At 38.5% G+C, this 25698-nt stretch carries 27 protein-coding genes, 4 tRNA genes and 1 riboswitch; of the genes, 18 read left to right on the top strand and 13 right to left on the bottom strand.

From position 1 onward, the window contains the following. Positions 1-400: 400 nt before the first annotated feature. The 5 genes from RIB54_RS04965 to RIB54_RS04985 form a co-directional block, all read right to left on the bottom strand. Entirely contained in the window at positions 401-1318 is a 918-nt protein-coding gene (locus tag RIB54_RS04965; RefSeq protein ID WP_350099558.1) for an alpha/beta fold hydrolase, read from the bottom strand. A 398-nt stretch (positions 1319-1716) separates the two neighbouring features. After that, positions 1717-2058 carry a type II toxin-antitoxin system HicB family antitoxin gene (locus tag RIB54_RS04970; protein ID WP_350099559.1) on the bottom strand — a complete coding sequence of 114 codons (342 nt, stop codon included), beginning with the start codon at positions 2056-2058 and terminating at the stop codon, positions 1717-1719. Next, positions 2055-2297 carry a type II toxin-antitoxin system HicA family toxin gene (locus tag RIB54_RS04975; RefSeq protein WP_350099560.1) on the bottom strand — a complete coding sequence of 81 codons (243 nt, stop codon included), beginning with the start codon at positions 2295-2297 and terminating at the stop codon, positions 2055-2057. The genes RIB54_RS04970 and RIB54_RS04975 overlap by 4 nt, the downstream gene beginning before the upstream one ends. Before the next feature lie 230 nt (positions 2298-2527). After that, positions 2528-4303, bottom strand: coding sequence for a 4Fe-4S binding protein (locus tag RIB54_RS04980; protein WP_350099561.1), 1776 nt, complete (start codon positions 4301-4303; stop codon positions 2528-2530). Continuing rightward, on the bottom strand, positions 4303-5637 hold the full coding sequence (locus RIB54_RS04985; RefSeq protein ID WP_350099562.1) for an NAD(P)/FAD-dependent oxidoreductase: 1335 nt from the start codon (positions 5635-5637) through the stop codon (positions 4303-4305). Before RIB54_RS04985 ends, RIB54_RS04980 begins: the two co-directional genes overlap by 1 nt. A 396-nt stretch (positions 5638-6033) precedes the next feature. Here RIB54_RS04985 and RIB54_RS04990 point away from each other — a divergent pair, with 396 nt between their 5' ends. Further along, positions 6034-6753 carry a DUF547 domain-containing protein gene (locus RIB54_RS04990; RefSeq protein WP_350065513.1) on the top strand — a complete coding sequence of 240 codons (720 nt, stop codon included), beginning with the start codon at positions 6034-6036 and terminating at the stop codon, positions 6751-6753. Here RIB54_RS04990 and RIB54_RS04995 read toward each other — a convergent pair whose 3' ends face one another. The 3 genes from RIB54_RS04995 to RIB54_RS05005 form a co-directional block, all read right to left on the bottom strand. Further along, positions 6754-7737, bottom strand: coding sequence for an ABC transporter ATP-binding protein (locus tag RIB54_RS04995; RefSeq protein WP_350099563.1), 984 nt, complete (start codon positions 7735-7737; stop codon positions 6754-6756). Next, complete coding sequence (locus RIB54_RS05000; protein WP_350099564.1) at positions 7737-8777, bottom strand: FecCD family ABC transporter permease; 1041 nt, start codon at positions 8775-8777, stop codon at positions 7737-7739. Before RIB54_RS05000 ends, RIB54_RS04995 begins: the two co-directional genes overlap by 1 nt. A gap of 154 nt (positions 8778-8931) precedes the next feature. Next, the gene (locus tag RIB54_RS05005) at positions 8932-10065 is read right to left on the bottom strand and encodes an ABC transporter substrate-binding protein (protein ID WP_350099565.1); all 1134 of its coding nucleotides are present in this window, start codon (positions 10063-10065) and stop codon (positions 8932-8934) included. 64 nt (positions 10066-10129) lie between these two features. Next, positions 10130-10334, top strand: a riboswitch (cobalamin riboswitch). A gap of 86 nt (positions 10335-10420) precedes the next feature. Here RIB54_RS05005 and RIB54_RS05010 point away from each other — a divergent pair. From RIB54_RS05010 to RIB54_RS05030, 5 genes are read left to right on the top strand one after another with little or no spacing between them, the layout of a single operon-like run. Next, positions 10421-12277: a TonB-dependent receptor plug domain-containing protein gene (locus tag RIB54_RS05010; RefSeq protein WP_350099566.1), complete on the top strand. Its 1857-nt coding sequence runs from the start codon at positions 10421-10423 to the stop codon at positions 12275-12277. Next, complete coding sequence (locus RIB54_RS05015; RefSeq protein WP_350099567.1) at positions 12274-13320, top strand: DUF5074 domain-containing protein; 1047 nt, start codon at positions 12274-12276, stop codon at positions 13318-13320. The genes RIB54_RS05010 and RIB54_RS05015 overlap by 4 nt, the downstream gene beginning before the upstream one ends. Beyond that, positions 13320-13703 (top strand): acyl-CoA thioesterase, encoded by a 384-nt coding sequence (locus RIB54_RS05020; RefSeq protein ID WP_350065527.1) that lies wholly within the window; start codon positions 13320-13322, stop codon positions 13701-13703. The genes RIB54_RS05015 and RIB54_RS05020 overlap by 1 nt, the downstream gene beginning before the upstream one ends. Beyond that, the gene (locus tag RIB54_RS05025; RefSeq protein WP_350065529.1) at positions 13703-13846 is read left to right on the top strand and encodes a C1orf53 family protein; all 144 of its coding nucleotides are present in this window, start codon (positions 13703-13705) and stop codon (positions 13844-13846) included. Before RIB54_RS05020 ends, RIB54_RS05025 begins: the two co-directional genes overlap by 1 nt. 2 nt (positions 13847-13848) lie before the next feature. Beyond that, positions 13849-14571 (top strand): Dph6-related ATP pyrophosphatase, encoded by a 723-nt coding sequence (locus RIB54_RS05030; RefSeq protein ID WP_350099568.1) that lies wholly within the window; start codon positions 13849-13851, stop codon positions 14569-14571. On the opposite strand, the gene meaB is transcribed toward RIB54_RS05030, so the two are convergent. Beyond that, on the bottom strand, positions 14538-15539 hold the full coding sequence (gene meaB, locus RIB54_RS05035) for a methylmalonyl Co-A mutase-associated GTPase MeaB (RefSeq protein ID WP_350099569.1): 1002 nt from the start codon (positions 15537-15539) through the stop codon (positions 14538-14540). The two genes, RIB54_RS05030 and meaB, sit on opposite strands and share 34 nt — an antisense overlap. 97 nt (positions 15540-15636) lie before the next feature. Here meaB and RIB54_RS05040 point away from each other — a divergent pair, with 97 nt between their 5' ends. Further along, positions 15637-16950: a CHASE2 domain-containing protein gene (locus RIB54_RS05040; RefSeq protein WP_350065534.1), complete on the top strand. Its 1314-nt coding sequence runs from the start codon at positions 15637-15639 to the stop codon at positions 16948-16950. Between the two features lie 194 nt (positions 16951-17144). Then, complete coding sequence (locus tag RIB54_RS05045; RefSeq protein ID WP_350065536.1) at positions 17145-18041, top strand: hypothetical protein; 897 nt, start codon at positions 17145-17147, stop codon at positions 18039-18041. A gap of 74 nt (positions 18042-18115) precedes the next feature. Here the strand turns inward: RIB54_RS05045 and ribH are convergent, their stop codons facing one another. The 3 genes from ribH to pdhA form a co-directional block, all read right to left on the bottom strand. Beyond that, the gene (gene ribH, locus RIB54_RS05050) at positions 18116-18592 is read right to left on the bottom strand and encodes a 6,7-dimethyl-8-ribityllumazine synthase (protein WP_350065538.1); all 477 of its coding nucleotides are present in this window, start codon (positions 18590-18592) and stop codon (positions 18116-18118) included. 72 nt (positions 18593-18664) lie between these two features. Beyond that, positions 18665-19372 carry a tetratricopeptide repeat protein gene (locus RIB54_RS05055; protein WP_350099570.1) on the bottom strand — a complete coding sequence of 236 codons (708 nt, stop codon included), beginning with the start codon at positions 19370-19372 and terminating at the stop codon, positions 18665-18667. A gap of 96 nt (positions 19373-19468) precedes the next feature. After that, positions 19469-20500, bottom strand: coding sequence for a pyruvate dehydrogenase (acetyl-transferring) E1 component subunit alpha (gene pdhA, locus RIB54_RS05060; protein ID WP_350099571.1), 1032 nt, complete (start codon positions 20498-20500; stop codon positions 19469-19471). A gap of 52 nt (positions 20501-20552) precedes the next feature. On the opposite strand from pdhA, the gene recF reads away from it, so the two are divergent. After that, on the top strand, positions 20553-21656 hold the full coding sequence (gene recF / locus RIB54_RS05065) for a DNA replication/repair protein RecF (RefSeq protein ID WP_350065544.1): 1104 nt from the start codon (positions 20553-20555) through the stop codon (positions 21654-21656). On the opposite strand, the gene RIB54_RS05070 is transcribed toward recF, so the two are convergent. Continuing rightward, positions 21653-21928, bottom strand: a complete 276-nt coding sequence (locus RIB54_RS05070; protein WP_350099572.1) for a 2TM domain-containing protein — start codon at positions 21926-21928, stop codon at positions 21653-21655. The genes recF and RIB54_RS05070 overlap by 4 nt on opposite strands. 134 nt (positions 21929-22062) lie before the next feature. On the opposite strand from RIB54_RS05070, the gene RIB54_RS05075 reads away from it, so the two are divergent. The 9 genes from RIB54_RS05075 to rplK all read left to right on the top strand — a co-directional run bounded on the left by RIB54_RS05075 (position 22063) and on the right by rplK (position 25694). Continuing rightward, positions 22063-22371 (top strand): DciA family protein, encoded by a 309-nt coding sequence (locus RIB54_RS05075; protein WP_350099573.1) that lies wholly within the window; start codon positions 22063-22065, stop codon positions 22369-22371. 165 nt (positions 22372-22536) lie between these two features. Next, positions 22537-22619 (top strand) — tRNA-Tyr (locus tag RIB54_RS05080). Between the two features lie 67 nt (positions 22620-22686). Then, positions 22687-22759 (top strand) — tRNA-Gly (locus RIB54_RS05085). Between the two features lie 78 nt (positions 22760-22837). Continuing rightward, a tRNA-Thr gene (locus RIB54_RS05090) sits at positions 22838-22909 on the top strand. Positions 22910-23022: 113 nt separating this feature from the next. After that, positions 23023-24210, top strand: coding sequence for an elongation factor Tu (tuf, locus tag RIB54_RS05095; RefSeq protein ID WP_350065550.1), 1188 nt, complete (start codon positions 23023-23025; stop codon positions 24208-24210). Positions 24211-24386: 176 nt separating this feature from the next. Further along, positions 24387-24459: transfer RNA gene (locus RIB54_RS05100), tRNA-Trp, on the top strand. Between the two features lie 23 nt (positions 24460-24482). Continuing rightward, a complete protein-coding gene (secE, locus tag RIB54_RS05105; protein WP_350065552.1) occupies positions 24483-24674 on the top strand; it encodes a preprotein translocase subunit SecE in 192 nt (63 codons plus the stop codon). Between the two features lie 18 nt (positions 24675-24692). Next, the gene (gene nusG, locus RIB54_RS05110) at positions 24693-25250 is read left to right on the top strand and encodes a transcription termination/antitermination protein NusG (protein WP_350065554.1); all 558 of its coding nucleotides are present in this window, start codon (positions 24693-24695) and stop codon (positions 25248-25250) included. Positions 25251-25253: 3 nt separating this feature from the next. Continuing rightward, entirely contained in the window at positions 25254-25694 is a 441-nt protein-coding gene (gene rplK, locus RIB54_RS05115; protein WP_350065556.1) for a 50S ribosomal protein L11, read from the top strand. Positions 25695-25698: the final 4 nt, after the last annotated feature.

Here is a 25698-nt window from a genome sequence, read left to right on the forward strand (position 1 = left end):
GGATTCTTTGTTAAAAGCTACTTCTATTTAAATAAACCTGATTAAGCTACTTTTTTAAACTTGAATGAACAAGCAAAGTACAAAAGATTGTTAGAAACGGAGTATTCATTTTTATCACGCATTTCACTTGGGAGATTCCAGATAATTTTATTCCTTATCGAAAACGAAGGAATAAAATTTCCTGGAAGACGCTCTGGGATAAATAATTTTATATCCAGCTCACGTCAAATGGCCTCATAACTTACTGAAAGCCGTTAAGTAATTATTCACAATGCAGCTATATCCTACAAGCTAAGTATTGTGCTTACTACTAAATACTTACTACTCAACACTTATTACTTACTACTCTCATCTTACCACTAATCATAACCTCATCATTTCTAACAAACTAGCTTTAAGCTCATTCCATTGTCAAAAATCCCCTTGCGTCCATCGCTGTTTGAGCAGGCAATTCTTCCATTGGCATATGTCCGCACTCATAAATGGTAAGCTCGCTGTTGGGCAAATCCAGATCAAAGGAGTGTGCATTGTCAACATTAATCCATTCATCATATTGGCCCCACATAATTAATGTTGGTGTTTTAATCTCCAGTATTCGATCATACTCATAGGTCATTTGCGTTCTGGCCCTGTCTACAAAAGCCTGTCTGTTTCCTTGAGCCAGCGCCAGCTCATAATATCGGTCAATGAGCTTCTCGGTGATTTTCGAGTCATCATAATAAACCTCTTTTATATTTTTTTCAATAAATGATCTGGGCGTTATGTTCTTTAATAATCCGGCAGTGATATCATTTTTGGCAAGCTTAAATACAAAAGGAGTTTCCCCTGATGGGTAGCCGGCTGCATCAAGAAGAATAAGCTTTTTCACTTTGTCAGGATGGTTGAGGGTGTAGCTCCAACTTATACCTGCACCCAAAGAATTGCCAGCGAGAAAAATGGTATCGAGTTCTAATTGTGAGATGAATTTATCTAAGAAGGTGATATAAAAATCCATTGAGTAGTCACCGTCAGGATGTGCACCGGTTATTCCAAAAGCAGGCAAGTCTAGTCTGGTGATCCGGAAATCATTCTTTAATTCATTTACCCATCCATCCCAGGTGTGCAGCGAAGCAGCAGTGCCGTGCAGTAACAGCAGGTTTGGCCCTGAGCCTTCTTGTTTGTAATGAACATTTAATCCATCTACCTGAATGTATTGAGATGCTTCATCTGCATATTTAGTTTTGATCTCCTCCATTGGTATATCAGGAGTTCTAAATACAAAGAAGGCTGCAGCAAGAACTGCAATTACCCCAATAATGATTTTGACAACTCTTGACATCTGATAATAGGTTTGTTCATCTAAAATAGGCCTATTTCAAATTATATGCAGATGATATTTTAAAGACTAACCATTAATCTTCTCTTCATCATTTTATAGTTTCAAGGAGTAATAATTTCAAAATGCCCTGACTTTCAAACAAAATAAGCAATAATTTACCCTGACTTTCAAACAAAACAATTAAACCCTGGCCATAACTCTTTAATATTAAATAGCCTTATAATTGACTGAAAGCCGTTAAGTAATTATTCAATATGTAGGTGTATCCAACAAGTTAAATACTCTGGTTATTACTTACTACTCAACACTTACTACTACCAACTAACCATTAATCTTCACTCCGTCATTGCCAATCAACAAAGGCTCAGAGAATCTTGATTCCGGATCAGTGCTTTGGGTTATGCATGCTCTTTGGTTACTCTAGACCTGATGGCTTCAGCAACAAAACTGTTTAAAGAAGTTTTAGCTTCCATGGCCAGTAAGGCAGCCTTTTGATGTAGATTGGCGGGTATTCTCACATTAAAACTTCCTTTGAAGGGCTTTTCGGGTGTTTTTCCTGAGGCTTTACAATCAGCCAAATAAGTGTCAATAGCTTCTTTAAAATCTTGTTCTAGAGACTTGCCGGTATCTCCTTCATAAGAGATTAATCCTCTCACACCTAATACCTGCCCATAGAGTAAGTTATCCTCAGCACTATACTCTATACTTCCTGTATAACCTTTGTATTCCAGATATTTCATAACTCTAATAATTCTTTAACTTGCTTCATTTGGTACTTTTTCATTATCCCTGAAGGATGCGGTTTATGAAGCATGATTGGAGTGCCATCTTTATTTTCAAACTTCACACGAGAACCTGATGTCTTACCAATTTTTACTTCACTAAAACCAAAATAGCCTAACAACTTCACCATCTCATCATAATGAAAGTCTGATGGCATACTTAAAAACCTGCTAATAAGTTTTTCCTTCTTAGACACAACCCAAAGTAACTGTATTTAGTTGCAATTGACAAGATTTTTTACCAACCAACTTGCGAATTCATTGACTTTCAAACAAAATGATTAAATCCTGGATATGACTCTTTAACATTAAATAGCCTTATAACTTACTGAAAGCCGTTAAGGAATTATTCAATACAGCTGTATCCTACAAGCTAAGTACTCTGCTTATTACTCAATACTTACTACTAAACACTTACTACTACCAACTAACTTTTAATCTTCACTCCATCATTACCAATCAACAAAGGCTCAGAGAATCTTGAATCAGGATCTGCATCTTCAAGATTCAATACTCCTCGTGGGCATACTGAAGAGCACACGCCACAGCCAACACAAGAAGAGCGAACTATATTCTGACCACGCTGTGCGTACCATCTTACATCAATTCCCATTTCGCAATAGGTGCTGCAGTTACCACAGCTGATGCATTGCCCACCATTGGTGGTTATTCTAAATCTTGATTTGAATCTTTGTACAATGCCTAAATATGCAGCAAGTGGACAACCAAATCGGCACCACACTCGGTTACCCATCAAAGGATAAAATCCTGTGCCAACCACTCCGGCAAAACCAGCGCCTATCCATGCGCCATAAACCGAACGCACATCATAAGAACTGACACCAAATAATTCGCTGCTGCCTGTCCAGTAAGTATATAAAACACCACCGGTCATAACTATGGCGAAGGCCAGCACGGCATGGATCATCCAGCGCTCAACTTTCCAGGCTTTTAACGACTTATCTGATAGCTGTCGGTATGGGTCACCCAAAGTTTCGGCCAGGCCACCGCAGCCACAAACCCACGAACAGTACCATCTTTTGCCAAAAAAGTAGACAAAAACAGGCACTCCAATGATGATCAAAGCAATGCCCCAGCCCAGCATGAATATACCAATGGACCCATTGGCCATGAGCGTGTTAAGTTCATTGTCAAAGAAAAAGTCATAATCCAGCGGCCAAATGTTTTTGAAATCGAAGTAAGGCTGATTAAGTCTCAACAGGATTTCTGGTATTAAAAAAGCAAAAGCCGTTTGGAAAAACATCACTGAAAAGGTGCGGACAATCTGATATTTTGAATGTCTGTATTTGATGATCATTCGTACGCCCATGACCAAAATGCAGAGTGTATAAATGAAACCGTAAAGAAAGAAACGACCTGCATCCGAGCCTTTTAAAAACTGACTTACAGGGTCAACCATAATGATCCAATTGGTCATATATTCCGGATAGAAATACAGAACGATGTAGAAGACAATTAGGAATGAACCGGTCAAAATACCTAGCCAGCCAACATTTTTCATGGCACTATGAAAAATGCCATCGTTTTTAATTCCCGGAGGACCATCCTCAATTTTTGGCAGAATGTACATCAGTGCCCCTACAATGCACAGCACATAGGTAAGCAGTAGAAATAAACCAGGACTATCGGAAACCTTACCAATACTTGAGGCTTTAGTGATGCTATATTTCAGGTCTTTGATTTTGTATTTATCAAATCCCTTTTCATTTACAATTTGATATTTTTTGATGTTCTCTACTACATTGGAAATCTGACTTCGCATCTCTTCCTGACTTCCGAATTCACGGCCGTCAAGCCAGCCACCATAATCTTTAAAGGTCTTTTGCTTGTATTGGCCGGTCTCATCATCACCAAATAGTGAGATGGTGTTGATATCGAACTTTCCCTGATTTGAATTAACGAGTTTATCAATTTCGGTTTCACTGATGCCAAATTGTGATAGTTTTTCCTGATTCACGCTATTGAAGACCTCATCAAGTTTGGCAACAAAAGCAAAATTTGATGTAATGCTTTCTCCTATGAAGTCAGCATGTTCTTTAAAACTCTCAACTTTTGCTGCATCACCCAGTTGTGCAGAAAGCACATCTTCAGATAGTTTATAATTAGCCGTAAAAAAAGTGCTGATAAATATTGAGAAGCCTGCGATAAATAATAAAAGGCCTATAGATTTTATGATTTTCATTACCCGAATATTTTTTCTATTAAACTTTTCTTTCCTTTTAGCACTACCTCATTACCCGGATGATCGGCATTAAATGCTGATACTATTTCTTCTTCGTAGCGCTTGAAAAACTCCGGATCGAAGTTAGCTTCCCTTAAACCTGACAGCACAGTAAAAATATCTGCTTCCTGTTTTAGCCATCTGTCAAACACTTCATGGCGTAGCCTGATGCCAAATGTATTTACTCCAAGGAATTTCTTCGAAGTTTGGTCATATACAAAGTGCATGGCAATTTTTCCAGAGGCATGCTCCCAGTAGAATTCCGCTTCATTTTCCTTCAACTTATTCCACACCCGACCATAGGTCTGGTATTCGATGTCAAAGAATTTGGCAGAATTAAACCAATGCCCGGGTAGATATTCGGTCTTTTCTCCGCAAATGGTTTTGGCTACTGTCTCACCCATCATTCTGCCGGTGTACCAAACCTGCTCAACAGGTGCCCGACCAGCTGCAGGTACGCGCCTTTCAGCGCAATCGCCAATGGCGTATACATCAGGAATATTAGTCTCCATAAACTCATCAACCAACACACCACGTTTGGTTTCAATACCTGAGTTTTTAACCATTTCAATATTAGGGCTCACACCTGCGGTCAACCCTACAAATTGACAGGGTATTTCTTTACCATCGCCAGTAATTACCGCTTTGACCCGGCCATTTTCATCGGCTATAATTTCCTTCAACTCAGTTTTGAGTCTCAGGTCAATATGATGCTCTTTTATATGTCTGCTGATCATAGAAGCTTCTTGCTGGGGAAGTACATTGTCCCAAAATTCTGCTTCGCGCACAAGAAATGATACCGGTATATTTCTGGAAGCCAGCATCTCAGCAAGTTCAACACCAATCAGTCCGCCACCGACAATTACCCCTCTGTTGATGTTCTTTGTGTATTTCTCAATATAAGCCAGATCCTGCTGACTGACCATACCACTCACACCTTCCAAATCCTGGCCGGGCCAGCCAAACTTATTCGGTTTAGCACCTGTAGCAATTATAAGCACATCATAAGTCATGGCTTCCGACTTGTCCAATACCACCTTTTTATTCGCATGGTCTATGGTTTTTACATAGTCATTAACAAGGTTGATTTTATTCTTTTCCCAAAACCAGTTCTCATACGGCTGAGTATGTTTCAGTTTCATATGCCCCATATACACATACATCAATGCTGTGCGGGACCAGAAGTAATCAGACTCAGCAGATATTATGGTAATGTCAAAATCACTTTGTTTTCGGATATGCCTGGCAGCAGTTACGCCTGCAATACCATTACCTATTATTACCACATGTTTCATATTGGTTCTTTTTCTTTTGCGATCTGTGCGTTTACGCCATGTTGGCAATTATCGTTTTATGATCATCACGTTTTGTCTGCACATTGACATACTGAGATTAAGTTACAATAATTATGGCTCAGGATTGGCATACGGAACGATGGTTGTGTTAAACCCGCATCATGCAATAGAATATTTGCAATAAATCAAGTAAAATATTCTATTGCATATTGACGAAAAATTCCTGTTTCAGGAAATTTTTGTCTGGGTTAACCCAGACAAAGCAAAGCTTTCGTCTGCCTTGGAAGGCAAATTATGCTTAGAGCATAATTTGGGTTAAAAAACCTCATGTGTCTGATGACTGACAAACTCCGCAGCAAGCATGTGCGTAAATGCAGTCACCTAAATTAAAAAACTATGAAAAAGACAGTTCTAATGTTCAGTATTATTTTCCTTGGAGGAATTGTGGAGGCTGCTGACTTATCCGGATTTTTTAACAAGTCAGAGGCATTTTTTAAGAAGTATGTCCATGATGGCAAGGTGGCTTATAAAAGCATCAAGGCGAATAATGTCGAAATTCAGTCCTTGTACACTGATATCGAAACTATGAATCTGGCATCAGCCGATGAAAAACAGAAGAAGGCATTTTATGCGAATGCCTATAATTTGATAGTGATCTATCAGGTAGCCAAATACTATCCGTTAAAGTCTCCGCTTGATCAGAGTGGGTTTTTCGATAAGGTGAAACATAAAGTGGCTGGTGAGCCAATGACCTTGAATTTCCTTGAAATCAAGAAGCTGATCCTGACTTACAAAGACCCAAGAATTCATTTCGCACTGGCCTGTGCCGCTAAAAGCTGTCCTCCTTTAGCAAACTTTGCCTTTATACCAGATACAATGGATGAGCAACTGACGACAAGAACCAAGTTGGCTTTGAATAATAAAGACTGGCTTATTGTGAAGCCTACAGAAAAGAAGGTTTTACTCTCCAAAATATTCGATTGGTATAACAAAGATTTCACTATGAATGGTGAAAACTCTGTGATTGAGTTTATCAATAAATACAGAAATGCACCTATAGCTTCAAATTATGCTGTTGGGTATTATGAGTACAACTGGTCGTTGAATGAGGAGTAATTAAAGTAGACTAATCAATTCTTCAAGGGTGTTCACAGTGTGTTCACCCTTATTTTTTATATGCCAGGTCAATGTTTCCTCAGGTTGTATGGTGATAGAAATAGTTGCATTGTCAACCACGGCATAGCCATATCTTTCTAACGCATTTTTAGTCCAAAGGTATTCATGGCTATCACCAATTAATGTTACTTCTCCTTTGCCTAATTGCTTTTCGAGTCTACCCGTTTTAAGGTCAAATCCCTTTAATCCGAAAACCTGATCAATTTTTCCGTTCAATACTAGGTCTTCTGGAAAACCATCAATAATTGGCTCTCCAGGTCCTGCCAGCCAGATTCTATCTGCCGACTGAAGTGCTAAATCCAGCTCATGCGTAGCCATTAGTATAGCTTTATTAGTGGGTTTCGCCAGATCGCTCAATAAGTTGATGACTTCCACACGGTTGTTTAAATCGAGATGTGCAGTAGGCTCATCTAAAATCATAATCGGAGTATCCTGACAAAGGGCTCTGGCTATCATCACCTTTTGCAATTGACCATCACTCAACTCGTAAATTTTTCGATGCCTTAAGTCATTAATATTAGTTTGGTCTATGCAGTTGTCTATAATCTTAAGGTCTGATTTTGATAAACTCACAGACCATCCCAAATGTGGATATCTTCCCATTGCAATCAATTCCTGAGCAGTCATATTGCCCGCATTGATTTTGTCGGTCAAAACCACACTGACCAGTTTGGCCATATCTGAAATGCTGATGTCAGAGGAGTTTTGGTTATTGAAAAATATTTGTCCATTTAAAGCAGGCTGAGCACCAATGATTGTTCTAATCAGCGTGGATTTCCCTACACCATTAGGGCCCATGAAGCAGACCAGTTGCCCCGAAAACAGGTTAAGGTCAAGATTATCCATAATCACATTTTGATTAGGATGCTTGCCATAACCAATGGCTAAATTCTTTGTGGACAATATGAATTCACTATTCACCATTAGCCTGCAAAAGTGTTTTTCATTGATCCTCTTCTAAGGATTATCCATATCACCACAGGAGCTCCAAGTAATGAGGTGATGGCATTGATGGGTAAAATCATATCACTACCCGGAAGCTGCGCTACCATATCACAAACCAACATAATAATTGCCCCGGTCATGGCTACTGCGGGTATCAATACTTTGTGATCAGAAGTATTGAAAAGTAATCTTGTAAGGTGAGGAACTGCTAACCCTATAAAGGCAATGGGGCCGCAAAATGCTGTTATGCTTCCTGCCAATAAACTGGTGCTTAATATGATGAGAAAACGGGCCTGCTTTACATTTAAACCAAGGCTTTTGGCGTAGTTCTCACTGAGCAATAAGGCATTTAATGGTTTAACAAGAATAAAATTTAAGGACAATCCTACCAGCAGAATAATGGAGAGAATCAGCACCTCACTCCAGTTCAGTCCGCCTAAACTGCCAAATGTCCAGAACAGATATACTTGAACCTCTTCACCGGTACTGAAATATTGTAGGATGCTCACCACCGCACCTGTAAGGCTCCCAAACATCAGCCCGATGATTAACAATGTCATGCTGTCTCTCACACGAAGCGAAACAATCATGACAAGTATGAGTACCAACCCGGAACCTGTGCTGGCTGCTATAGCCACCAGCCAGTTCGTGAAATTGAACAGTCCAACTCCATAGACAGAAACACCTGCCAATAGTAATAATGCCACACCCAAACTAGCACCAGAGCTGATACCCAGCACAAAAGGGCCAGCTAAAGGATTTCTAAATAGTGTTTGCATTTGCAGACCGCTGATAGATAACCCCGCCCCAACAACTAATGCTGCCAAAGCTTTAGGCAATCTAAAATTGAGAATAATGTTTTTCCAGCTCACGGAATCACCTTCACCACCTGTTATAATGGCAAGTACATCAGGGAAAGGAATGGTAATACTGCCCAAAGAAATATTGAGAATGAATAGCAGCATTATGGCCAAAGGCAGCCAGAATAATAGTTTTATTTTGTAGCTAGATGTATTCAATTGTTTATTGCTATAGCGTGGTTAAAAATATAAACCGCAGAGTTCACTTAGAACCGCAGAGAGTTTTAATACACCAATTTAAAATCATTATTACTTTTCACTATTCCTCTGTGTTTCTCTGTTTGCTCCTATGTGGTTAAAAATAATAATTATATCATTCCAGCTGCTTATGAAAATAAAGCTCATGTTCAGGTATTTGATTTGGGTAAAGGATTTTAATCAAATCTGCCAAGATCAGATCTGGTCTTAGATAACCTAATTCTAAAAACTCACTACCGCCCTTAGCGCCTTTTCGAGCGTTATAAGTGTATACTTTTTTATTCTTAAAAGCAGCAAAATCTGCATACCTGTTATCAGCCTCTTCTATTGCCTGGAGTGTTTCGAAACTGGCCACGCCTATCCAATAATCTGCATCCAGTGCTTTGTCATAAACAGCTTCAAAACTAAGCTCAAGAAAGCCACTGGTAGAATCAGAGGCCCATAAATAATCGCCACCTGCATCGCGCATTATTGTAGAAGCATAATTTTTTCCTCCCGGCATGTACCAGGTGTCTCCATAAACTACACCGGATAAAATGGTGGGCCTTTCCGTTGCCTTATTTGAAATAGATTTTAGGCTATTGTATTTTTCTTCTATTTCAGTAAAAATAGAATCAGCCATGGCTTCTTTATTAAAAAAGGCAGCCATAAATTTTAACCATTCTGCTCGTCCTAAGGGGTGTTCTTCCAGATACTCAGCATTAAGAATAGCAGGTACTCCAAGTTGCTCCATTTTATTAAACTGGCCATAATCTCCGCCTATGGTATAAGCCATAATCATATCAGGATCAAGTGAGATAAGCTCTTCCAAATTGATATCACTATCAACTCCAAGGTCTTTCACTAAACCTTCATCTATTCGCGCTCTCATTTTTCCTGAACTGATGTAATCTGTAGTAGGAAAACCGATGAGCTTGTCAGATTCATTAAGGTAATCCAATAGTGGAATATGTGTGGTTGAGGTGCATACAATGCTCTTAATTGGCACCTGAATAAGTCGCTCATTTTGAAGGGAGACAGGTACTTTCGACTCATCAGAAACCAAAATATATTTAAAGCTTGTCTTGGCATTCATATAAGGCCTTTTTACTTCAACTATTTTGTAGCCATCAAAATAGTCAATGGCAAAGCCGGTAGCATATTTTAGTTCCAGAACCTTGTCAGAGGCGGTATTTTCACCCTCATTGCTGCTTGTTTGGTTGCAGGATATAAGGCCGATAAATAAGAAGAGGGAAATTGTACGGAGCATAGTTTAGTTTAAAATTCCGTCAACAATATTAAACAAAATGTTAGTACATGATAAAACTTTTCTAACTTTGGCCTTGATTAATGGTTCTCGATAAGGCCCACGGCCAGTCGGAATTAAAAGGGAATCTTGTGAAAATCAAGAACTGTACCCGCAACTGTAAGCTCTAACAAAGCTTGTTGTACAATCTAAGCCACTGTCTCGACATTTCGGGGTGGGAAGGCGGCAACAAGAGAGCAAGTCAGGAGACCTGCCAATAATCGAATAATTTTCAAGCCTTCGGGAGTTGGGGCTAATGAAATGAACAATTTATTGCTCATATCACTAACACTAATCCGAAGCTTTTACTCAGTAAACTATGAGGAAGAAGCTTTATTTGTTTGTAGCACTTTTTGTGCTGACTAATTGTGCTTACGCGCAGCTGGATTCACTTTTGTTGGACGCAGTTGAGGTAAGAGGCATTCCGTATGCTAAATATGCGGTGGGTCAGAAGGTGGTGACTGCAGATAGCAGCATTAGGAAGCAATATGCCCAAAACAATATTGGTGATTTACTGGCTGCCACAAATCCTGTCTATATAAGGTCTTACGGCAATAACATGGCTGCTGGCATTTCATTCAGAGGCACTGGCCCAAGCCATACCGGAGTATTCTGGAACGGCATAAATATCAACTCAAGAACTTTAGGGCAATCAGACTTCTCGCTACTTCCAGTAATTGGGACAGATGAGATTTCTCTTCAATATGGATCAGCAGGAGCTTTATATGGATCGGATGCTATTGGCGGAACTGTTCATTTAAATAATCATCCTAACTGGAAAGAAGGACTCACTCTGGGCTTGAATCAGGGACTTGGCAGTTTTGGAGCCAGACAAACCTCGGGTCTTATTAATTTCACCAAAGGGAAAGTCAACTTTAAGTCCTCGGGCTATTATCAATATGCAGATAATGATTTTTCTTATACTATTCCTTCCAATGGCAGGGTAGTAAAGCAAAATAATGCCAGCTATAAATATTATGGTTTTAATCAGGACATCTACATCCAACTGGCAAGTAATCAGCTCATAACTTTTAATGGCTGGTTCAATTCAAATTATAGAGAGATTCAGCCTGTACTTGGAAACTTTGCCTCTCTAACTGATCAGGAAGATGAGAATATTAGGCTGACTGCTGCGTACCATCATAATTCTGATTTTGCCTACACCACTTTCAGAACAGGATTTGTTAAAGACTATCAGTTGTATGATCAAGGGTCAGTAGTTCAGGCAAGGCAAATCATAAATCAGATTCAGTCTGAGAAAAAGTGGAAAAAAGTTAAGGCTACTATAGGTGTTAACCACAATCATATTATTGCTGATGTTGACAGCTATGATAAACAGCAAAATGAAGATAGAATAGATTTCTTTGCGCTTTCAACTTTCCAGCTTTATAAGCTCACATTAGCAGCTAACCTCAGATACAATCTTGTCAGTGGGTATTCATCTGCTTTTGCACCTGCGTTGAGTGGAGAATATGCTTTGAACCCAAATTGGAAACTTGTTGGTCAGCTGTCCAAAAACTACAGGGTGCCAACTTTAAATGATAGGTACTGGAGCCCAGGGGGCAATATTGATTTAAAAGCTGAAACGAGCTATAACACTGAAGGAGGCATCAATTTTACTCAAGGGGCATTTTCTGCATCTGCTAATTATTACAAAATGTGGGTGAGCGAATGGATCATCTGGGTGCCTGAATCCAATTACTGGACACCTAAGAACATCAGAAAAGTTAATTCGGAGGGGGTTGAGGTACTAGCCAATTATGTAGTAAAGCGAACAGACTTATCAATAAATTTAAGCGCAGGTTATTCTTTCAATAAAGCTGAACCCACTAACACCATTTCTGCAACGGACAGAAGCCTTGGCGAGCAGCTACCCTACACGCCAAAACACAATGCCAATGCCGCAATCAATCTAGTTAGCAAATTCGGAAGGCTATTGATTTCAGGCAGGTATACAGGTGAAAGATCAACTATTGGCAGTACAATGCTGGATGGTTATTTCTTAATGGATGCCACAGTTGGTAAAAGAATTAAAAGCAATATCGGAGAATTTGACCTCAGCCTTTCAGCCAAGAATGTGTTGGGCGCTGAGTATCAATCCATAATCAACACGGCCATGCCAGGTCGCTATTACCAGTTTAATTTCAACTATTTAATTCAATTCAAAAAACGATGAAAATCAACAACATTTTTAAACTATTTGTGCTTTCCATTTTTATAATCACCAGCTGTAGTGATGACGATAGCGGCCCATCATTTCAATCTAATGTTTTAGTAATTAATGAAGGCAATTTTTTAAGTGCTGAAGGGTCAATTACAGGGTTTAACAGCTCCACTGGTGAAGTGGAAGCAGACCTTTACCACAGTACTAACGGATTCGCAATAGCAGCTACTATTCAGCAAGTGGAGACGTTTGGAAATGAATTTTTCATTACTTGTAACAACCCAGATAAACTGGAAGTGATCAATAGCACTTCTTTAATGAATTCAGGAACCATCAGTGAAGGATTTGCATCACCATACGCATTTGCAGCAAAGGGAGATAAGGGCTTTGTAACTAACTGGGGGACGTACAACAGTGATACTTATGGATATGATGACCCATTTCTTGCGGTGGTTGATCTTACTGATTTGACCATCTCATCTACGATCCCATGGGATTTTCAGCCTCAAGATGTGCTTGTGATAGGTGGTAATCTTTATGTTTCCAATGTCAACTCCAATTCTATCACTGTACTGGATATTGCCACTTTGGAAGAAGTTGTGTCAATAGAAACTCCTGCTGGCCCTGACAAAATGGAGTTGGATGCTGCAGGTGATATTTGGGTGATATGCACTTCAGGTAATCTGGCTAAAATAGATGTTGCTACTAATGAAGTTGTAAAAACTATAGAGAATGTGCCAACTTCCGGGTTCAATGAGAAAATGGTGCTGAATGCTGAAAAGAATAAAATCTACTTTTTATCTATCACTTATGACGCGGATTGGGTAGCTACTTCAAATGTTTTTGAAATCAGCACTACCGCTTCTTCAGCACCATCAACCCCAATTGTTTCATCAGCTAGCTTCTATGGTATTGGCATAGATGGTGAGGTTTTATATGTTGGTGACCATAATAACTATCAGGGCAATGGTACTGTTTTTAGATATGACCTTCAAGGTGAAGAAATTGATAATTTTGAAAGCGGGATAGTCCCTAATGGCTTTATCTTTAGATAATGAGCATTGAACAAAGAATAATAAAATCAAAAACATCAATTTTTAAGGCGGTTTTTCCAAACACCACCAATCATTATGATACGTTGTTTGGAGGTGCCGCCCTTCAGCTGATGGATGAGGTAGCCTTTATCACCGCTACTCGGTTTTCAAGAAAAAGGGTGGTTACAGTTTCTTCTGATAAAGTGGATTTTACACACCCAATACCAGCTGGCACCTTAGTAGAGCTGATAGGTGTTGTTAGTCATGTTGGTAATACCAGTCTTAAAGTGCAGGTTGAGATTTACATTGAGCAGATGTACTCCGAAGATAGGAAAATGGCAATTCAGGGTGAGTTTACATTTGTGGCTGTTGATGAGAATAAAAACCCTGTTGCAGTTTTGTAATGGCAAAAGATAAGAAAGATAGTAAGCGTTTGTACTACATGGAGAATGGCTTTGTGGTTTTCACAGAAGCCTATCACCTGCAGCGTGGCTACTGCTGCAAGAGTGGGTGTCGCCATTGTCCGTATGGATTTAAAAAAGATTGAATTTGACAGACAAACCAAAAATATCGATCAGTTGGAGCGGAGGCAAAGACTCTGCACTTGCACTCCATAGGTTAATCAATCAAGATGAATTTGAGATTGTAGAAATCCATACGGTATTTGAGAGTGATACAAAAAGGGTCGGTATCCATAATATTCCAGAAGCTTTCATTGAAGCCCAGGCTGAGAAACTAGGCATGCCACTGAAAAAGCTTTATTTAGAAAAGCGACCTATGGCTTATCAGAAGTTAATGACTGACTATTATAAGCAATTAAAGTCGGAAGGAGTGGAGCATGTTATGTTTGGTGATATTTTCCTTGAAGACCTAAAAGATTTTAGAGAAATGATGCTCAAGCCTGCTGGTATTAAGGGCGTTTATCCCTTATGGAAAGAGGATACTAAGAATTTGATTAATGAGTTTTTTGAATTGGACTTTCAGTCTGTCCTATGTGCCGTTGATTCCAAATTCATTGACCAAAAATATTGCGGAAGACTTATCTCTCCTTCGTTTATTAATAATCATCCTGACATAGACCCTTGTGGAGAAAATGGAGAATACCACAGCTTTGTGATTGAGGGGCCTATATTTGATTTTAAGATTAAGGTTAATTCGAATGACACCTATTCACAGCAGCATACTTTTAAGGTTAAGGATGAAGACGGATCAGAAAAGGAGTTCAAAGAGTTATTCTATTATTCAGATTTGGAGTTGCTACTCAAAAGCTGACGTGCAGCTGCCTGCGGTGTGATCTGTTTTAATTTTACTTTTTCTTCAATAGCTTTCAGAGCTACCTGATTTGATTTCTGTTCGTAAAAGGCAGATAGCAAACCCTGATTTAAAGTTTCATGAAGCCAATCAATATTTTGCTGCTGGCGTTGAATTTCTAAAGCGTTATTGCCTTCCATATGCGCCTGAAAATCAAGAATCAAATTCCACACCTCTGCTATCCCAACATTATCCTTTGCAGAACAAGTCAGCACCTTTGGGTACCATCCATTGTCATTTGGAGGAAAGAGGTGAAGCGCATTTTGATATTCACTTTTAGCACGCTTGCTGGCTTTCACGTTCTCGTCATCAGCTTTTGTTATGGTTACGCCATCAGCCATTTCCATAATGCCTTTCTTGATGCCCTGTAGCTCATCTCCTGCGCCAGCCAGCATCAGCAGCAGAAAAAAATCAACCATTCCTTTAACTGCCACTTCAGACTGTCCAACACCTACAGTTTCTATAAGAATTATGTCAAAACCTGCCGCCTCACACAGCAGCATTGTCTCACGGGTTTTGTTGGCCACCCCACCAAGAGATTTGCCTGTGGGCGAGGGCCTTATAAATGCATTGGGATGATGGGCCAATTGCTCCATTCGTGTTTTATCACCCAAAATGCTACCGCCACTTTTCTGACTGCTAGGGTCTACAGCAAGTACGGCAACGTGATGTCCCTTATCGCAAAGGAGAACTCCCAATGCTTCAATAAAGGTACTTTTTCCAACTCCCGGTACACCTGTAATTCCTACTCTTAATGAGTTTCCTGTTGATGGCAATAACTCATTAATTATGGTTTCACTTAAATCGCGATCAGCAGCCAATGAGCTCTCAACCAAAGTGATGGCCCTGCTAAGTATTACTCTTTTGCCATCATTAATACCATTGATATATTCTTGCGTTGTAAGTCTTTTTCTCTTTGCAATGGCCATAATTACTCGAAAATAATAAGTACGGATACATTTCAATTGACAATTCGTAATTATTTGCAATAATGTTTATCTTGACTTCCCAATTAATTGGCAAGCTATGACAAAGAAAAAAAAGCAAGGAGGAAGTATTTGGTTAGATAGTATATTCGCTACTGCATTCATTTACCTTTTCATGTACCTCATTTCTAATATTTCGGCCTTCAAAATCTTTGATGCCTTTGACTCCATAGGTCAGGCATTGGAAGATATGGAGATGACGGATATTGCTTTTTCTCAATTAAGAGACCCACTTCCTCCTGATACCAGTATTGTACTTGTAAATATGGGGCCTCTTGGAAGAGGGCAAATAGCGCAGCAGCTCCAAATTATAGACAAGTATGATCCAAAAGTTATAGGAATAGATAGTTTCTTTAAAGGCTATGGCCCGTCTAATGATACCCTAGGTTCTATTTTTTTAGCTGATGTTCTTACAAATATTAAATCAGACCTGGTAATGGTAGCCATGGTGCAGCAAAGTGATTCTTTAAAGGCATTACACGAAGGTGATGAGATGTATGATATTTTATATACTTCTGATAGCATGTATACTAAAAAGGCACATCACGCAATAGCTAATTTGGAAACTGAAGCAGAGTATCAGGATGATATTAAGATTTGTCGACAATTTCCACCACAGCGTGATATTTTAGGCACAGATTTAAAGCCCATTGCTTTTGCAGCAAAAATGGCAGAAGTTTTTGATCCCACTTCCGTGGAACCGCTATTGGAAAGAGGCAATGAATTTGAAATCATTAATTATAGAGGTGACTTTGTTAACTTTTTTGAGGAAGATAAGTTTGCGACAAGGTTTTATGCATTGGATTGGGATCAGGTTTTAAATGAAGATTTTGTTCCCGGTTTACTTAAGGATAAAATTGTCATATTAGGATTTATGGGGGAATATTTTGGGGCACCAGAGTGGGAAGATAGGTTCTATACACCACTAAATTCTAAAATAGCAGGCAGGGCCAACCCAGATATGTTTGGTCCGGTTATTCATGCCAACATTGTTTCTATGATATTAAATCGTGACTATGTTGACAGGCTTGGAGAAACTACTGAGAACATTATAGGGCTAATTTTATGCTACTTCAATGTAGTTCTCTTCTCCTTTATCTATATGAGAATGGGAGCGTGGTACGATGGTGCCACCAAGCTTATTCAGGTAGTTGAGGTTTTGGTCATATTGTTTTTGATTATCTATTTATTTTCCTGGATCAGTTTCAAGCTGGAATTAACTGTAGGCCTGTTTGCCATCGCTTTGGCAGGTGATTTGCTAGAGATATACTATGGTGTAATACGAAATATGGTGTTGAAAGTGGCGGATAGACTTACATCTAAACGCAAAAAAGTAGTAGAAGAGGGTACATAGAAGTTTGTTTTCATTTCATTTGAACAATATTTAAATTACTTTTGAAGGTGCATTCTTAGCGTCTATGTAAGTTTTGTAATTAATGTTAATAAATTTGCAATGGGTGTTTACCTATTTAAACCAGGGCGTATATAACCACACATTGTGTGAAAAATATTAAAGAATATTAAAAAGTTTAAATAATTAAATTAATCATGAAAAGGATATTAAGTGTTTTAGCCGGCCTTTTGTTAGTAAGCAATCTGGTTTTAGCCCAAGGCTATACTTTTAAGGTATTGGCTAACAAAGGTGATAATAAAGTGAAGTCTGGGAGTGAGTGGCAGGCATTGAAGACAGGGTCTTCTTTAAATGAAACTGATGAACTACAAGTTTCTGCAGATGCATACCTTGGGCTTGTTCACTCCAGTGGTAAAACATTAGAGCTGAAAGAAGCTGGAAATCATAAAGTTTCAGACCTGGCGGCAAAAATTAATACAAGCGGATCTAGTGTAGCAAGTAAGTATGCAGACTTTGTGTTATCAAAAATGTCTGCCGAGAGCAAGAAAAACAGATTGAGTGCAACTGGAGCGGTACATAGAGGAACAAATGATGCGATCAAAGTTTTCTTACCAAGCTCTGTAGGAGTATTTAGTGATAAAGCCATAGTAAGATGGGACTCTACTACTGACAACTCAATTACTTACAAAGTGACTTTGAAAAATATGTTTGAGGATGTGCTACTATCTATTGAGACAAACAATCCGAACGTAGAGATAGATCTTAATGATGAGAAAATAGCCAAAGAAAATGTGGTATTGTTATCTGTAGTTAATAAGAATGATGAAACCATAAAATCAGGTACTTACGCTATCAAGAAATTGCCAGCAGCAGATGCTGAAAAAGTAAAAGCAGCACTTAGCGAGTTAATGTCTGATGTTGAGCAAGAGTCAGCGCTTAACAAATACATTCTTGCAGGCTTTTACGAAGAGAACAATTTGTTGGCAGATGCGCTTACCAGCTATGAGGAGGCCATGCAATTGGCTCCTGAAGTAGACAGTTACAAAGAAGCTTATCTTGAGTTCTTGCTTAGAAACAGACTTGGCGGGGAATAATTAAGAAATAAATCAATAAAAAAGGAAGTTGAACTAAGTTCAACTTCCTTTTTTATTGTACACGTAATTGTAAGTCAAATGCTTAACATCTTAATTGCAGTTATTGCAGCTTCATCACCCTTGTTGCCATGCTTTCCACCTGCTCTGTCAAGTGCTTGCTTCTGATTATTTGGCGTGAGTACTCCAAAAATAACAGGCTTATTATACTTTAGGCTCACATCGGTAACTCCTTGAGCCACAGCATTACAGATAAAATCAAAGTGCCTTGTCTCACCTTGTATAACACAGCCTAGGCAAATCACAGCATCTATATCATCTTGCTGAGCCATCCATTGAGCTCCTAATGATAATTCAAAGCTGCCAGGCACATCCTTTCTTATTATGTTATCACGATTGACACCATTGCTAATGAGTGTTTCATAAGCACCTGAATATAGTGATTCCGTTACTTCGTTATTCCATTCAGATACTAGTATGCCGAACCTCTTGCCAGACATATCGCCTATATTTTTAGCAGTGTGGTCGCTTAAGTTTTTGAGTGATGATGACATGTTTTTAAGTTTATTCAAAAATAAAAAAAGGGATAAGGCTAACCCTATCCCTTTAAATAAATGTTTTCTATATTATGATGCCGAGTCTATCTTAGCCCTGAATTTCTTAGCATTTTGAACTTCAGCAGAATCCCAATACTTCTCTATAACCTGAGAGTAAGCATTTTTAGCAGCTTCAAGATCATTCGCATTCTCATAAGCAAGTGCCGCTTTCATTAAATATCTTGGAGAGAAATATTTGTTAGCCTCATAATTTGCAGCTTTCTCATAGTAGATAGCTGCCTCATTGTATTCGCCAAGTTCCATGTTAGCATCACCAATTAGACTGTAAGCCCTGGCTTGAATCAAAAGATCATCAGCTGAGAAGTCTTCTAGATATAAAATAGCGGATTTAAAACTGCCTTGTTTTAGGTAAGCAGCACCCGCATAGAAATTAGCTAAGTTAGCTGCATCTGTAATGCTGTACTCATCTATTATTTTTAGAAATCCGTAATTAATTCCGTCACCGTTAAGGGCAAGGTCTAAACTATCAGCTTCAAAGTAATAGATTGCCTGAAACATATCGTTCTGAGCTTGCTCATTTTGAGAATTCTTATAAGTGTTGAACCCGAAATACCCAGCTACCAACAAAACAAGCACCGTACCTACTCCTAGCACTAAAGCTTTGTTGGCATTAATAAACTCTTCTGTTTTAGATAATTGGTTTGCAAGCGCTTCTGGATTTTCCAACAAATCATTAGCGTGATTCTCTTGATCTTTCTTTTTCTTCGTACTTGCCATTAGTAAATAAAATTTAAGGCTGCAAAGCTAAGAATTTAAAATTGAAGAAGAAATGAACTTCCTCAATTTTAAATTCAACATTAACTACTGTTTATTTTATTCCATTAAAAATGGATAATCCTCTTGAACGTAAACATCCTTAAATGCTTCACTCGGATCTGGGTATGATGATTCTTCAGCAAATTTCACACATTCCGCTACTTCTTTTTTGACTTTTTCTTCAATAGCAGAAAGGTCTTTTTCACTGGCATATTTATTTTTTAAGATGACATCTCTAACCTGCTCTATAGGGTCTTTCTTCTTGTACTCTTCAACCTCATCCTTAGTTCTGTATTTTGCAGGATCAGACATTGAGTGGCCTTTATATCTATATGTTCTAAATTCCAAAAGGGTAGGCCCTTTTCCATCTCTTGCTCTTTTGGCCGCTACCTCCACTGATTTATGTACTTCTTCAACAGACATTGCATCAACAGCTTCAGAAGGCATTTCATAAGCTTTTCCTAATGTATGTAGTTCAGTAACATTAGATGTTCTCTGAACCGATGTCCCCATAGCATATCCATTGTTTTCAATTACAAATATTACAGGCAGTTTCCAGGTCATAGCTAAATTTAAGGCTTCATGAAAAGCACCTTGTCTTACTGCACCATCTCCCATGTAACACATGCAGAGATTTCCCGTCTTGTTGTATTTTTCAGCAAAAGCAATACCAGCTCCTAGCGGCACCTGTCCACCTACTATACCGTGCCCACCGAAGAAATGATTTTCAATGTCAAACATGTGCATTGATCCACCTTTTCCTTTAGAGATACCGGTTTCTTTAGCAAAAAGCTCTGCCATAATCTTTTTAGGATCAGACCCCAAAGCAATAGGGTGGGCGTGATCTCTATATGCGGTGATGTATTTATCCCCCTTCTTTAGGGCTGATACTGCTCCAGCAACACATGCTTCTTGTCCTATATATAAGTGGCAAAACCCTTTGATTTTTTGTTGGCCATATAATTGACCTGCTTTCTCTTCAAACTTTCTCATCAAAAGCATACTCTCAAACCATTCCATGTATGTTTCTTTAGAAAACTTGGCGGCAGATGATTTTGATTGGGCTTTTCCTTTTGTTGTACTTGCCATAGTGTTAATTTTGAATACAAATTTGGACTGCGAAAATAAGCAAAAAAAGTTAATGCACATTGAAAAACTAAGTTTGATTAACTTCAAAAATTACGAAGAAGTGTCATTGGCTTTTTCTGATAAAATCAATTGCCTTGTTGGCCTCAATGGCAGTGGGAAGACCAATATCCTCGATGCAATTCACTACCTGTCAATGACCAAAAGTGCGCATAATTCCATTGATAGTCAGAACATAAAGTTTGGTGAAACCTATTTTAGTATCAAGGGATTATTTGCGAATGGAAAAGATCGGAATGAAGTGGTTTGCTATTTTCAGGAGGGCACTAAAAAGTCATTCAAAGTAAATAAGAATGACTATGATAAACTGTCAGAGCATATTGGAAGGTTCCCCGTAGTCCTAATTACCCCTTATGATACAGATATTATCAGAGAGGGCAGCGAAACCCGTAGACGTTTTATAGATACTATAATAAGTCAGATCGATATAAACTATTTACGGCACCTTATTAATTACAACAATAACCTGAAGCAAAGGAACAGTGCTCTAAAAACATTTAATAAAACCAAGAGGATTAATTATGATCTGCTAGATAATTATGATAATGTACTAATTGAGTTGGGAAATAAGATTTACGAGCGGAGACAGGAGTTTAGCGAAGATTTGAAAAGTGTTTTTTTAGCAAAATATGCTTTTTTAAGTGATGAGTTGGAGCGTGTGGACATCCAATATTCTTCCAATCTATCTTCAGATGACTTTAGAGGCGACTTGAAAGGTGCTGTAAGTAAAGATGTGGCATTGGAGAGGTCAACCTTAGGGATCCATAAGGATGACTTTAAATTCTTAATTGGAAATAACCCTTTAAAGAAATTTGGCTCTCAAGGGCAACAGAAGAGCTTTTCTATTGCCCTTAAGCTTTCTCACTTTCAGATTATTGATGAGTCAATGAAATATAAGCCTATTTTATTACTAGATGATATTTTTGATAAATTGGACGGCAACAGGATAGAGAAGTTACTAAACATGGTTATAGAGGAGCAGTTTGGACAAGTTTTTATTACTGATGCCAGAGAAGAAAGGACAAGAGAAATGCTCAATTCATTAAATATATCAGCCGCTTATTATAAAATTGATGCTGGTCAGCTGAGTGCTGTTTAGCCGATTGTAAGCTTAAAGAAAAAAGACCAAAGCAGATTGAGTTTCTTATTCCTGCTCTTCAATAAATCTACTCCATATACTTTAATACAATGATACAACAGGGCTAAAGAGCAAAATAAAACAATTAAAAAGACCCACCACCTGCTACTTAAGTTACCAAAGGCAAAAAGCACCAGAGATATGTTTACTATGAAATAAATGATAATATGAGCTAAAAAATAATTTAGGTCATTGAGAAGTTGTCTAGTTTTTTCCTGTAGGTCATCACTCATAACGATAAATATATTATTTTAAATCAAGATTATCTCAAATTGATAATGTTTTTGACAAAATAGTTTTTCAGTAACGCTTATTGATAATTGTAATCATAAAGGTTTGCGAAGTATGTTATGTACCTTTGATCTGCATGGCCAAGTATTACAGTAAAAGAAAATCCGAAACCACATCTTTAGGAGATGCTATAAGTGATTTGCTTCAACAATATCACTTACAAGAGAGGTTTGATGAAAAGCGTCTTATCCACTCATGGAAAAAACTAATGGGGGCAACCATAGCAAACAGAACCTCAAAGATATTTATAAAGAATAAAGTACTATTTATAGAGCTTAGCTCCGCCCCTTTGAAGAAGGAATTGTCCATGTCCAAAGCAAAGATTATCTCGATTTTTGAAAAGGAAATTGGTAAAGACATTATCAAAGAAATTATTTTCATGTAAAAAGTGCTTTGTACGGCTTAAAAATGAGGTGTAGGAAAATAAATCTACTTTTTTTTTCAAAAGTTTGATAAAAATAAAAAACCGTATAATTTTGCACTTCCTTTCGAAAAAGTCACCTATATGAAGGTGCTTTTTGGAAGTTAGTTCTTAATAATATTGTACCACGGGGGGATACCAAAGCGGCCAACTGGGACGGACTGTAAATCCGTTGACTTATGTCTTCGCAGGTTCGAATCCTGCTCCCCCCACTGATTAATGACAGCGCATTTCTGAATTGACAATAAAAATCGTAAATTCGCTGTCCCAAATCTTAAAGCGGGAGTAGCTCAGCTGGTAGAGCGACAGCCTTCCAAGCTGTAGGTCGCGAGTTCGAACCTCGTCTCCCGCTCTTAAAATGAGGTCTTGGTTTGACGTTCTAAGTTTTTAAAGGTTGCTTCAACTTACACAGAGAACTGAGAGCTAATCAGCCGAGATAGCTCAGGGGTAGAGCGCTTCCTTGGTAAGGAAGAGGTCGGGGGTTCAATTCCCCTTCTTGGCTCAAAAATCAATGGTTCTTATCCGGAAGTAACATTCTGTATATGATCCATTACTGTATTGTAAAATAGGTAAACAAAAATATAAATTTTAAAACTAAACTAGGGATTTTCAAATATGGCTAAAGAAAACTTCGACCGTTCAAAACCCCACGTTAATATTGGTACCATCGGTCACGTTGACCACGGTAAAACCACTTTGACAGCGGCTATTTCTAAAGTATTGTCTGACAAAGGTCTTGCTTCGTCAAGAGACTTCTCATCAATCGATAATGCTCCGGAAGAGAAAGAAAGAGGTATTACTATTAATACTTCACACATTGAATACGCAACTGAAAACAGACATTACGCTCACGTTGACTGTCCTGGTCACGCTGACTACGTTAAGAACATGGTTACAGGTGCTGCTCAAATGGACGGTGCTATCATTGTAGTTGCTGCAACTGATGGTCCTATGCCACAAACTAGAGAGCATATCCTTTTATCTCGTCAGGTAGGTGTTCCTGCTTTGGTTGTTTTCATGAACAAAGTTGACTTAGTTGATGATCCTGAATTGTTAGAGCTTGTTGAAATGGAAATTAGAGAGTTACTTTCTGATTATGATTTCCCAGGAGATGATATTCCAGTTATCCAAGGTTCTGCTTTAGGAGCGCTTAACGGTGAACCTCAGTGGGTTGCTAAAGTTGAAGAGTTGATGGAAGCAGTTGATACCTATATTCCAATTCCTCCAAGATTGGTTGACAAAGATTTCTTGATGCCTGTTGAAGACGTATTCTCTATTACTGGTAGAGGTACTGTTGCTACTGGTAGAATCGAACGAGGTGTAATCAACTCTGGTGATGGTGTTGATATCTTAGGTATGGGTGCTGAAGGACTTAAGTCTACAGTAACTGGTGTTGAGATGTTTAGAAAAATATTAGACAGAGGTGAAGCTGGTGATAACGTTGGTTTACTTTTAAGAGGTATCGAGAAAGATCAAATCAAAAGAGGAATGGTAATCTGTAAACCAGGTTCTGTAACCCCTCACCAAAAATTCAAAGCTGAAGTTTACGTTCTTTCAAAAGAAGAAGGTGGACGTCACACTCCATTCTTTAACAAGTACCGTCCTCAGTTCTACTTAAGAACAACTGACGTAACTGGTGAAATTTTCTTACCAGCTGGTGTAGAGATGGTAATGCCTGGTGACAACGTATCTATAGAGGTGCAGTTGATCAACAAGGTTGCTATGGAGAAAGGCCTTCGTTTCGCTATCAGAGAAGGTGGTAGAACTGTAGGGTCTGGTCAGGTAACTGAAATTCTAGACTAAGAATAAAAATCATTAGAGAAAGCGTTCTGGAAATTATTCTGGAACGCTTTTGTTTTCTAAAAAACTTTATAGTACCTTTGCAGACCATTTTGGACTGTAGGGGGATTAATTGCGGCTAAGCAAGTTCAAAATACGAGGGTAGAGAAGAAGAGAATTTGCTCGTAATAAAAATACAAACGGGTGTAGCTCAATTGGTAGAGTAGTGGTCTCCAAAACCATTGGCTGGGAGTTCGAGTCTCTCCACCCGTGCTAAAATTTAAAATACTGTTTCAATGCATAAATTAAAGACATTTATTCTTGAGTCATACGATGAGATGAAAAACAAAGTCTCGTGGCCAAAGTACAGCCAGCTACAAAATAGCTCTGTTCTTGTACTCATTGCATCTTTGATTTTTGCGCTTTTCATAGGTTTGATTGACTATGTTTTTCAAACTGGAATGGATTGGTTTTACGGTGAGTTTTAATTATAACCGATACTAGTGATGAGCGATTTAAATTGGTATGTAGTACGGGTTGTTAGTGGACAGGAGAAGAAAGTGAAAGCTTATCTGGAAACTGAAATTGAAAGAGAAGGACTCACGGATTTTGTTCCTCAAATTTTAATACCTTCAGAAAAGGTGTACGAAATGAGGAATGGCAAAAAAAGAGTTCGTGAAAGAAATTTCTTTCCTGGATATGTTATCGTGTCCGCTGATCTTTCAAATGGAGAGGCTAATCATGTAGTGACTAGTATACCAGGAGTAATTGGCTTCTTAGGTAATAATGGTACAGGTCAATCTAAAGAGCCTGTTGCTTTAAGACAAAGCGAAATCAATCGAATTCTAGGGAAAGTAGATGAGGTTGACGAGTTTGAAGAGAAATTAGATACACCATATATAGTGGGTGAATCCGTGAAAGTAATGGATGGGCCATTCTCAGGATTTACTGGTACGGTTGAGGAAGTTTTTGAGGAAAGGAAGAAACTCAACGTTATGGTGAAGATATTTGGCAGGAATACTCCTGTTGAACTAAACTATATGCAAGTAGAAAAATTAGATTAAGAAATGGCTAAGGAAATTAGTGGATACTTGAAATTGCAGATTAGAGGTGGGGCAGCTAACCCATCGCCTCCTGTAGGACCGGCTTTAGGTAGTAAGGGTCTGAATATCATGGACTTCTGTAAGCAGTTTAATGCAAGAACGCAGGAGAAACAAGGACAGGTATTACCTGTTTTAATTACTATCTTTTCAGATAAGTCTTTTGACTTTGTAATTAAGACTCCTCCAGCAGCGGTTTTAATTCTTGAGGCTGCAAAGAAGAAAAGTGGTTCCCCAGAACCTAACAGAAATAAAGTTGGAAATATTACCTGGGATCAGGTTAAGGCTATTGCCGAAACAAAAATGCCTGACCTTAATGCTTTTGAGGTGAACTCTGCCATGAAAATGGTAGCGGGAACTGCTAGAAGTATGGGTATAAAAGTGACTGGAACAGCTCCCTGGAGTTAATAAT

The organism is Fulvivirga sp., from assembly GCF_040218215.1.
GTDB lineage: Bacteria > Bacteroidota > Bacteroidia > Cytophagales > Cyclobacteriaceae > Fulvivirga.

What these genes read in the sequence shown, in the direction of transcription:
- RIB54_RS05045 (WP_350065536.1), top strand. Translation starts at nt 17,145, where the DNA reads ATGAAAAGGATATTAAGTGTTTTAGCCGGCCTTTTGTTAGTAAGCAAT.
- RIB54_RS05025 (WP_350065529.1), top strand. Translation starts at nt 13,703, where the DNA reads ATGGCAAAAGATAAGAAAGATAGTAAGCGTTTGTACTACATGGAGAAT.
- RIB54_RS04990 (WP_350065513.1), top strand. Translation starts at nt 6,034, where the DNA reads ATGAAAAAGACAGTTCTAATGTTCAGTATTATTTTCCTTGGAGGAATT.
- RIB54_RS05055 (WP_350099570.1), bottom strand. Translation starts at nt 19,372, where the DNA reads ATGGCAAGTACGAAGAAAAAGAAAGATCAAGAGAATCACGCTAATGAT.
- RIB54_RS05040 (WP_350065534.1), top strand. Translation starts at nt 15,637, where the DNA reads ATGACAAAGAAAAAAAAGCAAGGAGGAAGTATTTGGTTAGATAGTATA.
- pdhA (WP_350099571.1), bottom strand. Translation starts at nt 20,500, where the DNA reads ATGGCAAGTACAACAAAAGGAAAAGCCCAATCAAAATCATCTGCCGCC.
- rplK (WP_350065556.1), top strand. Translation starts at nt 25,254, where the DNA reads ATGGCTAAGGAAATTAGTGGATACTTGAAATTGCAGATTAGAGGTGGG.
- tuf (WP_350065550.1), top strand. Translation starts at nt 23,023, where the DNA reads ATGGCTAAAGAAAACTTCGACCGTTCAAAACCCCACGTTAATATTGGT.
- RIB54_RS05005 (WP_350099565.1), bottom strand. Translation starts at nt 10,065, where the DNA reads ATGCTCCGTACAATTTCCCTCTTCTTATTTATCGGCCTTATATCCTGC.
- RIB54_RS05015 (WP_350099567.1), top strand. Translation starts at nt 12,274, where the DNA reads ATGAAAATCAACAACATTTTTAAACTATTTGTGCTTTCCATTTTTATA.
- RIB54_RS05010 (WP_350099566.1), top strand. Translation starts at nt 10,421, where the DNA reads ATGAGGAAGAAGCTTTATTTGTTTGTAGCACTTTTTGTGCTGACTAAT.
- recF (WP_350065544.1), top strand. Translation starts at nt 20,553, where the DNA reads ATGCACATTGAAAAACTAAGTTTGATTAACTTCAAAAATTACGAAGAA.
- RIB54_RS04985 (WP_350099562.1), bottom strand. Translation starts at nt 5,637, where the DNA reads ATGAAACATGTGGTAATAATAGGTAATGGTATTGCAGGCGTAACTGCT.
- RIB54_RS04965 (WP_350099558.1), bottom strand. Translation starts at nt 1,318, where the DNA reads ATGTCAAGAGTTGTCAAAATCATTATTGGGGTAATTGCAGTTCTTGCT.
- RIB54_RS04970 (WP_350099559.1), bottom strand. Translation starts at nt 2,058, where the DNA reads ATGAAATATCTGGAATACAAAGGTTATACAGGAAGTATAGAGTATAGT.
- ribH (WP_350065538.1), bottom strand. Translation starts at nt 18,592, where the DNA reads ATGTCATCATCACTCAAAAACTTAAGCGACCACACTGCTAAAAATATA.
- RIB54_RS04980 (WP_350099561.1), bottom strand. Translation starts at nt 4,303, where the DNA reads ATGAAAATCATAAAATCTATAGGCCTTTTATTATTTATCGCAGGCTTC.
- secE (WP_350065552.1), top strand. Translation starts at nt 24,483, where the DNA reads ATGCATAAATTAAAGACATTTATTCTTGAGTCATACGATGAGATGAAA.
- RIB54_RS05020 (WP_350065527.1), top strand. Translation starts at nt 13,320, where the DNA reads ATGAGCATTGAACAAAGAATAATAAAATCAAAAACATCAATTTTTAAG.
- RIB54_RS05075 (WP_350099573.1), top strand. Translation starts at nt 22,063, where the DNA reads ATGGCCAAGTATTACAGTAAAAGAAAATCCGAAACCACATCTTTAGGA.
- meaB (WP_350099569.1), bottom strand. Translation starts at nt 15,539, where the DNA reads ATGGCCATTGCAAAGAGAAAAAGACTTACAACGCAAGAATATATCAAT.
- nusG (WP_350065554.1), top strand. Translation starts at nt 24,693, where the DNA reads ATGAGCGATTTAAATTGGTATGTAGTACGGGTTGTTAGTGGACAGGAG.
- RIB54_RS05070 (WP_350099572.1), bottom strand. Translation starts at nt 21,928, where the DNA reads ATGAGTGATGACCTACAGGAAAAAACTAGACAACTTCTCAATGACCTA.
- RIB54_RS04995 (WP_350099563.1), bottom strand. Translation starts at nt 7,737, where the DNA reads ATGGTGAATAGTGAATTCATATTGTCCACAAAGAATTTAGCCATTGGT.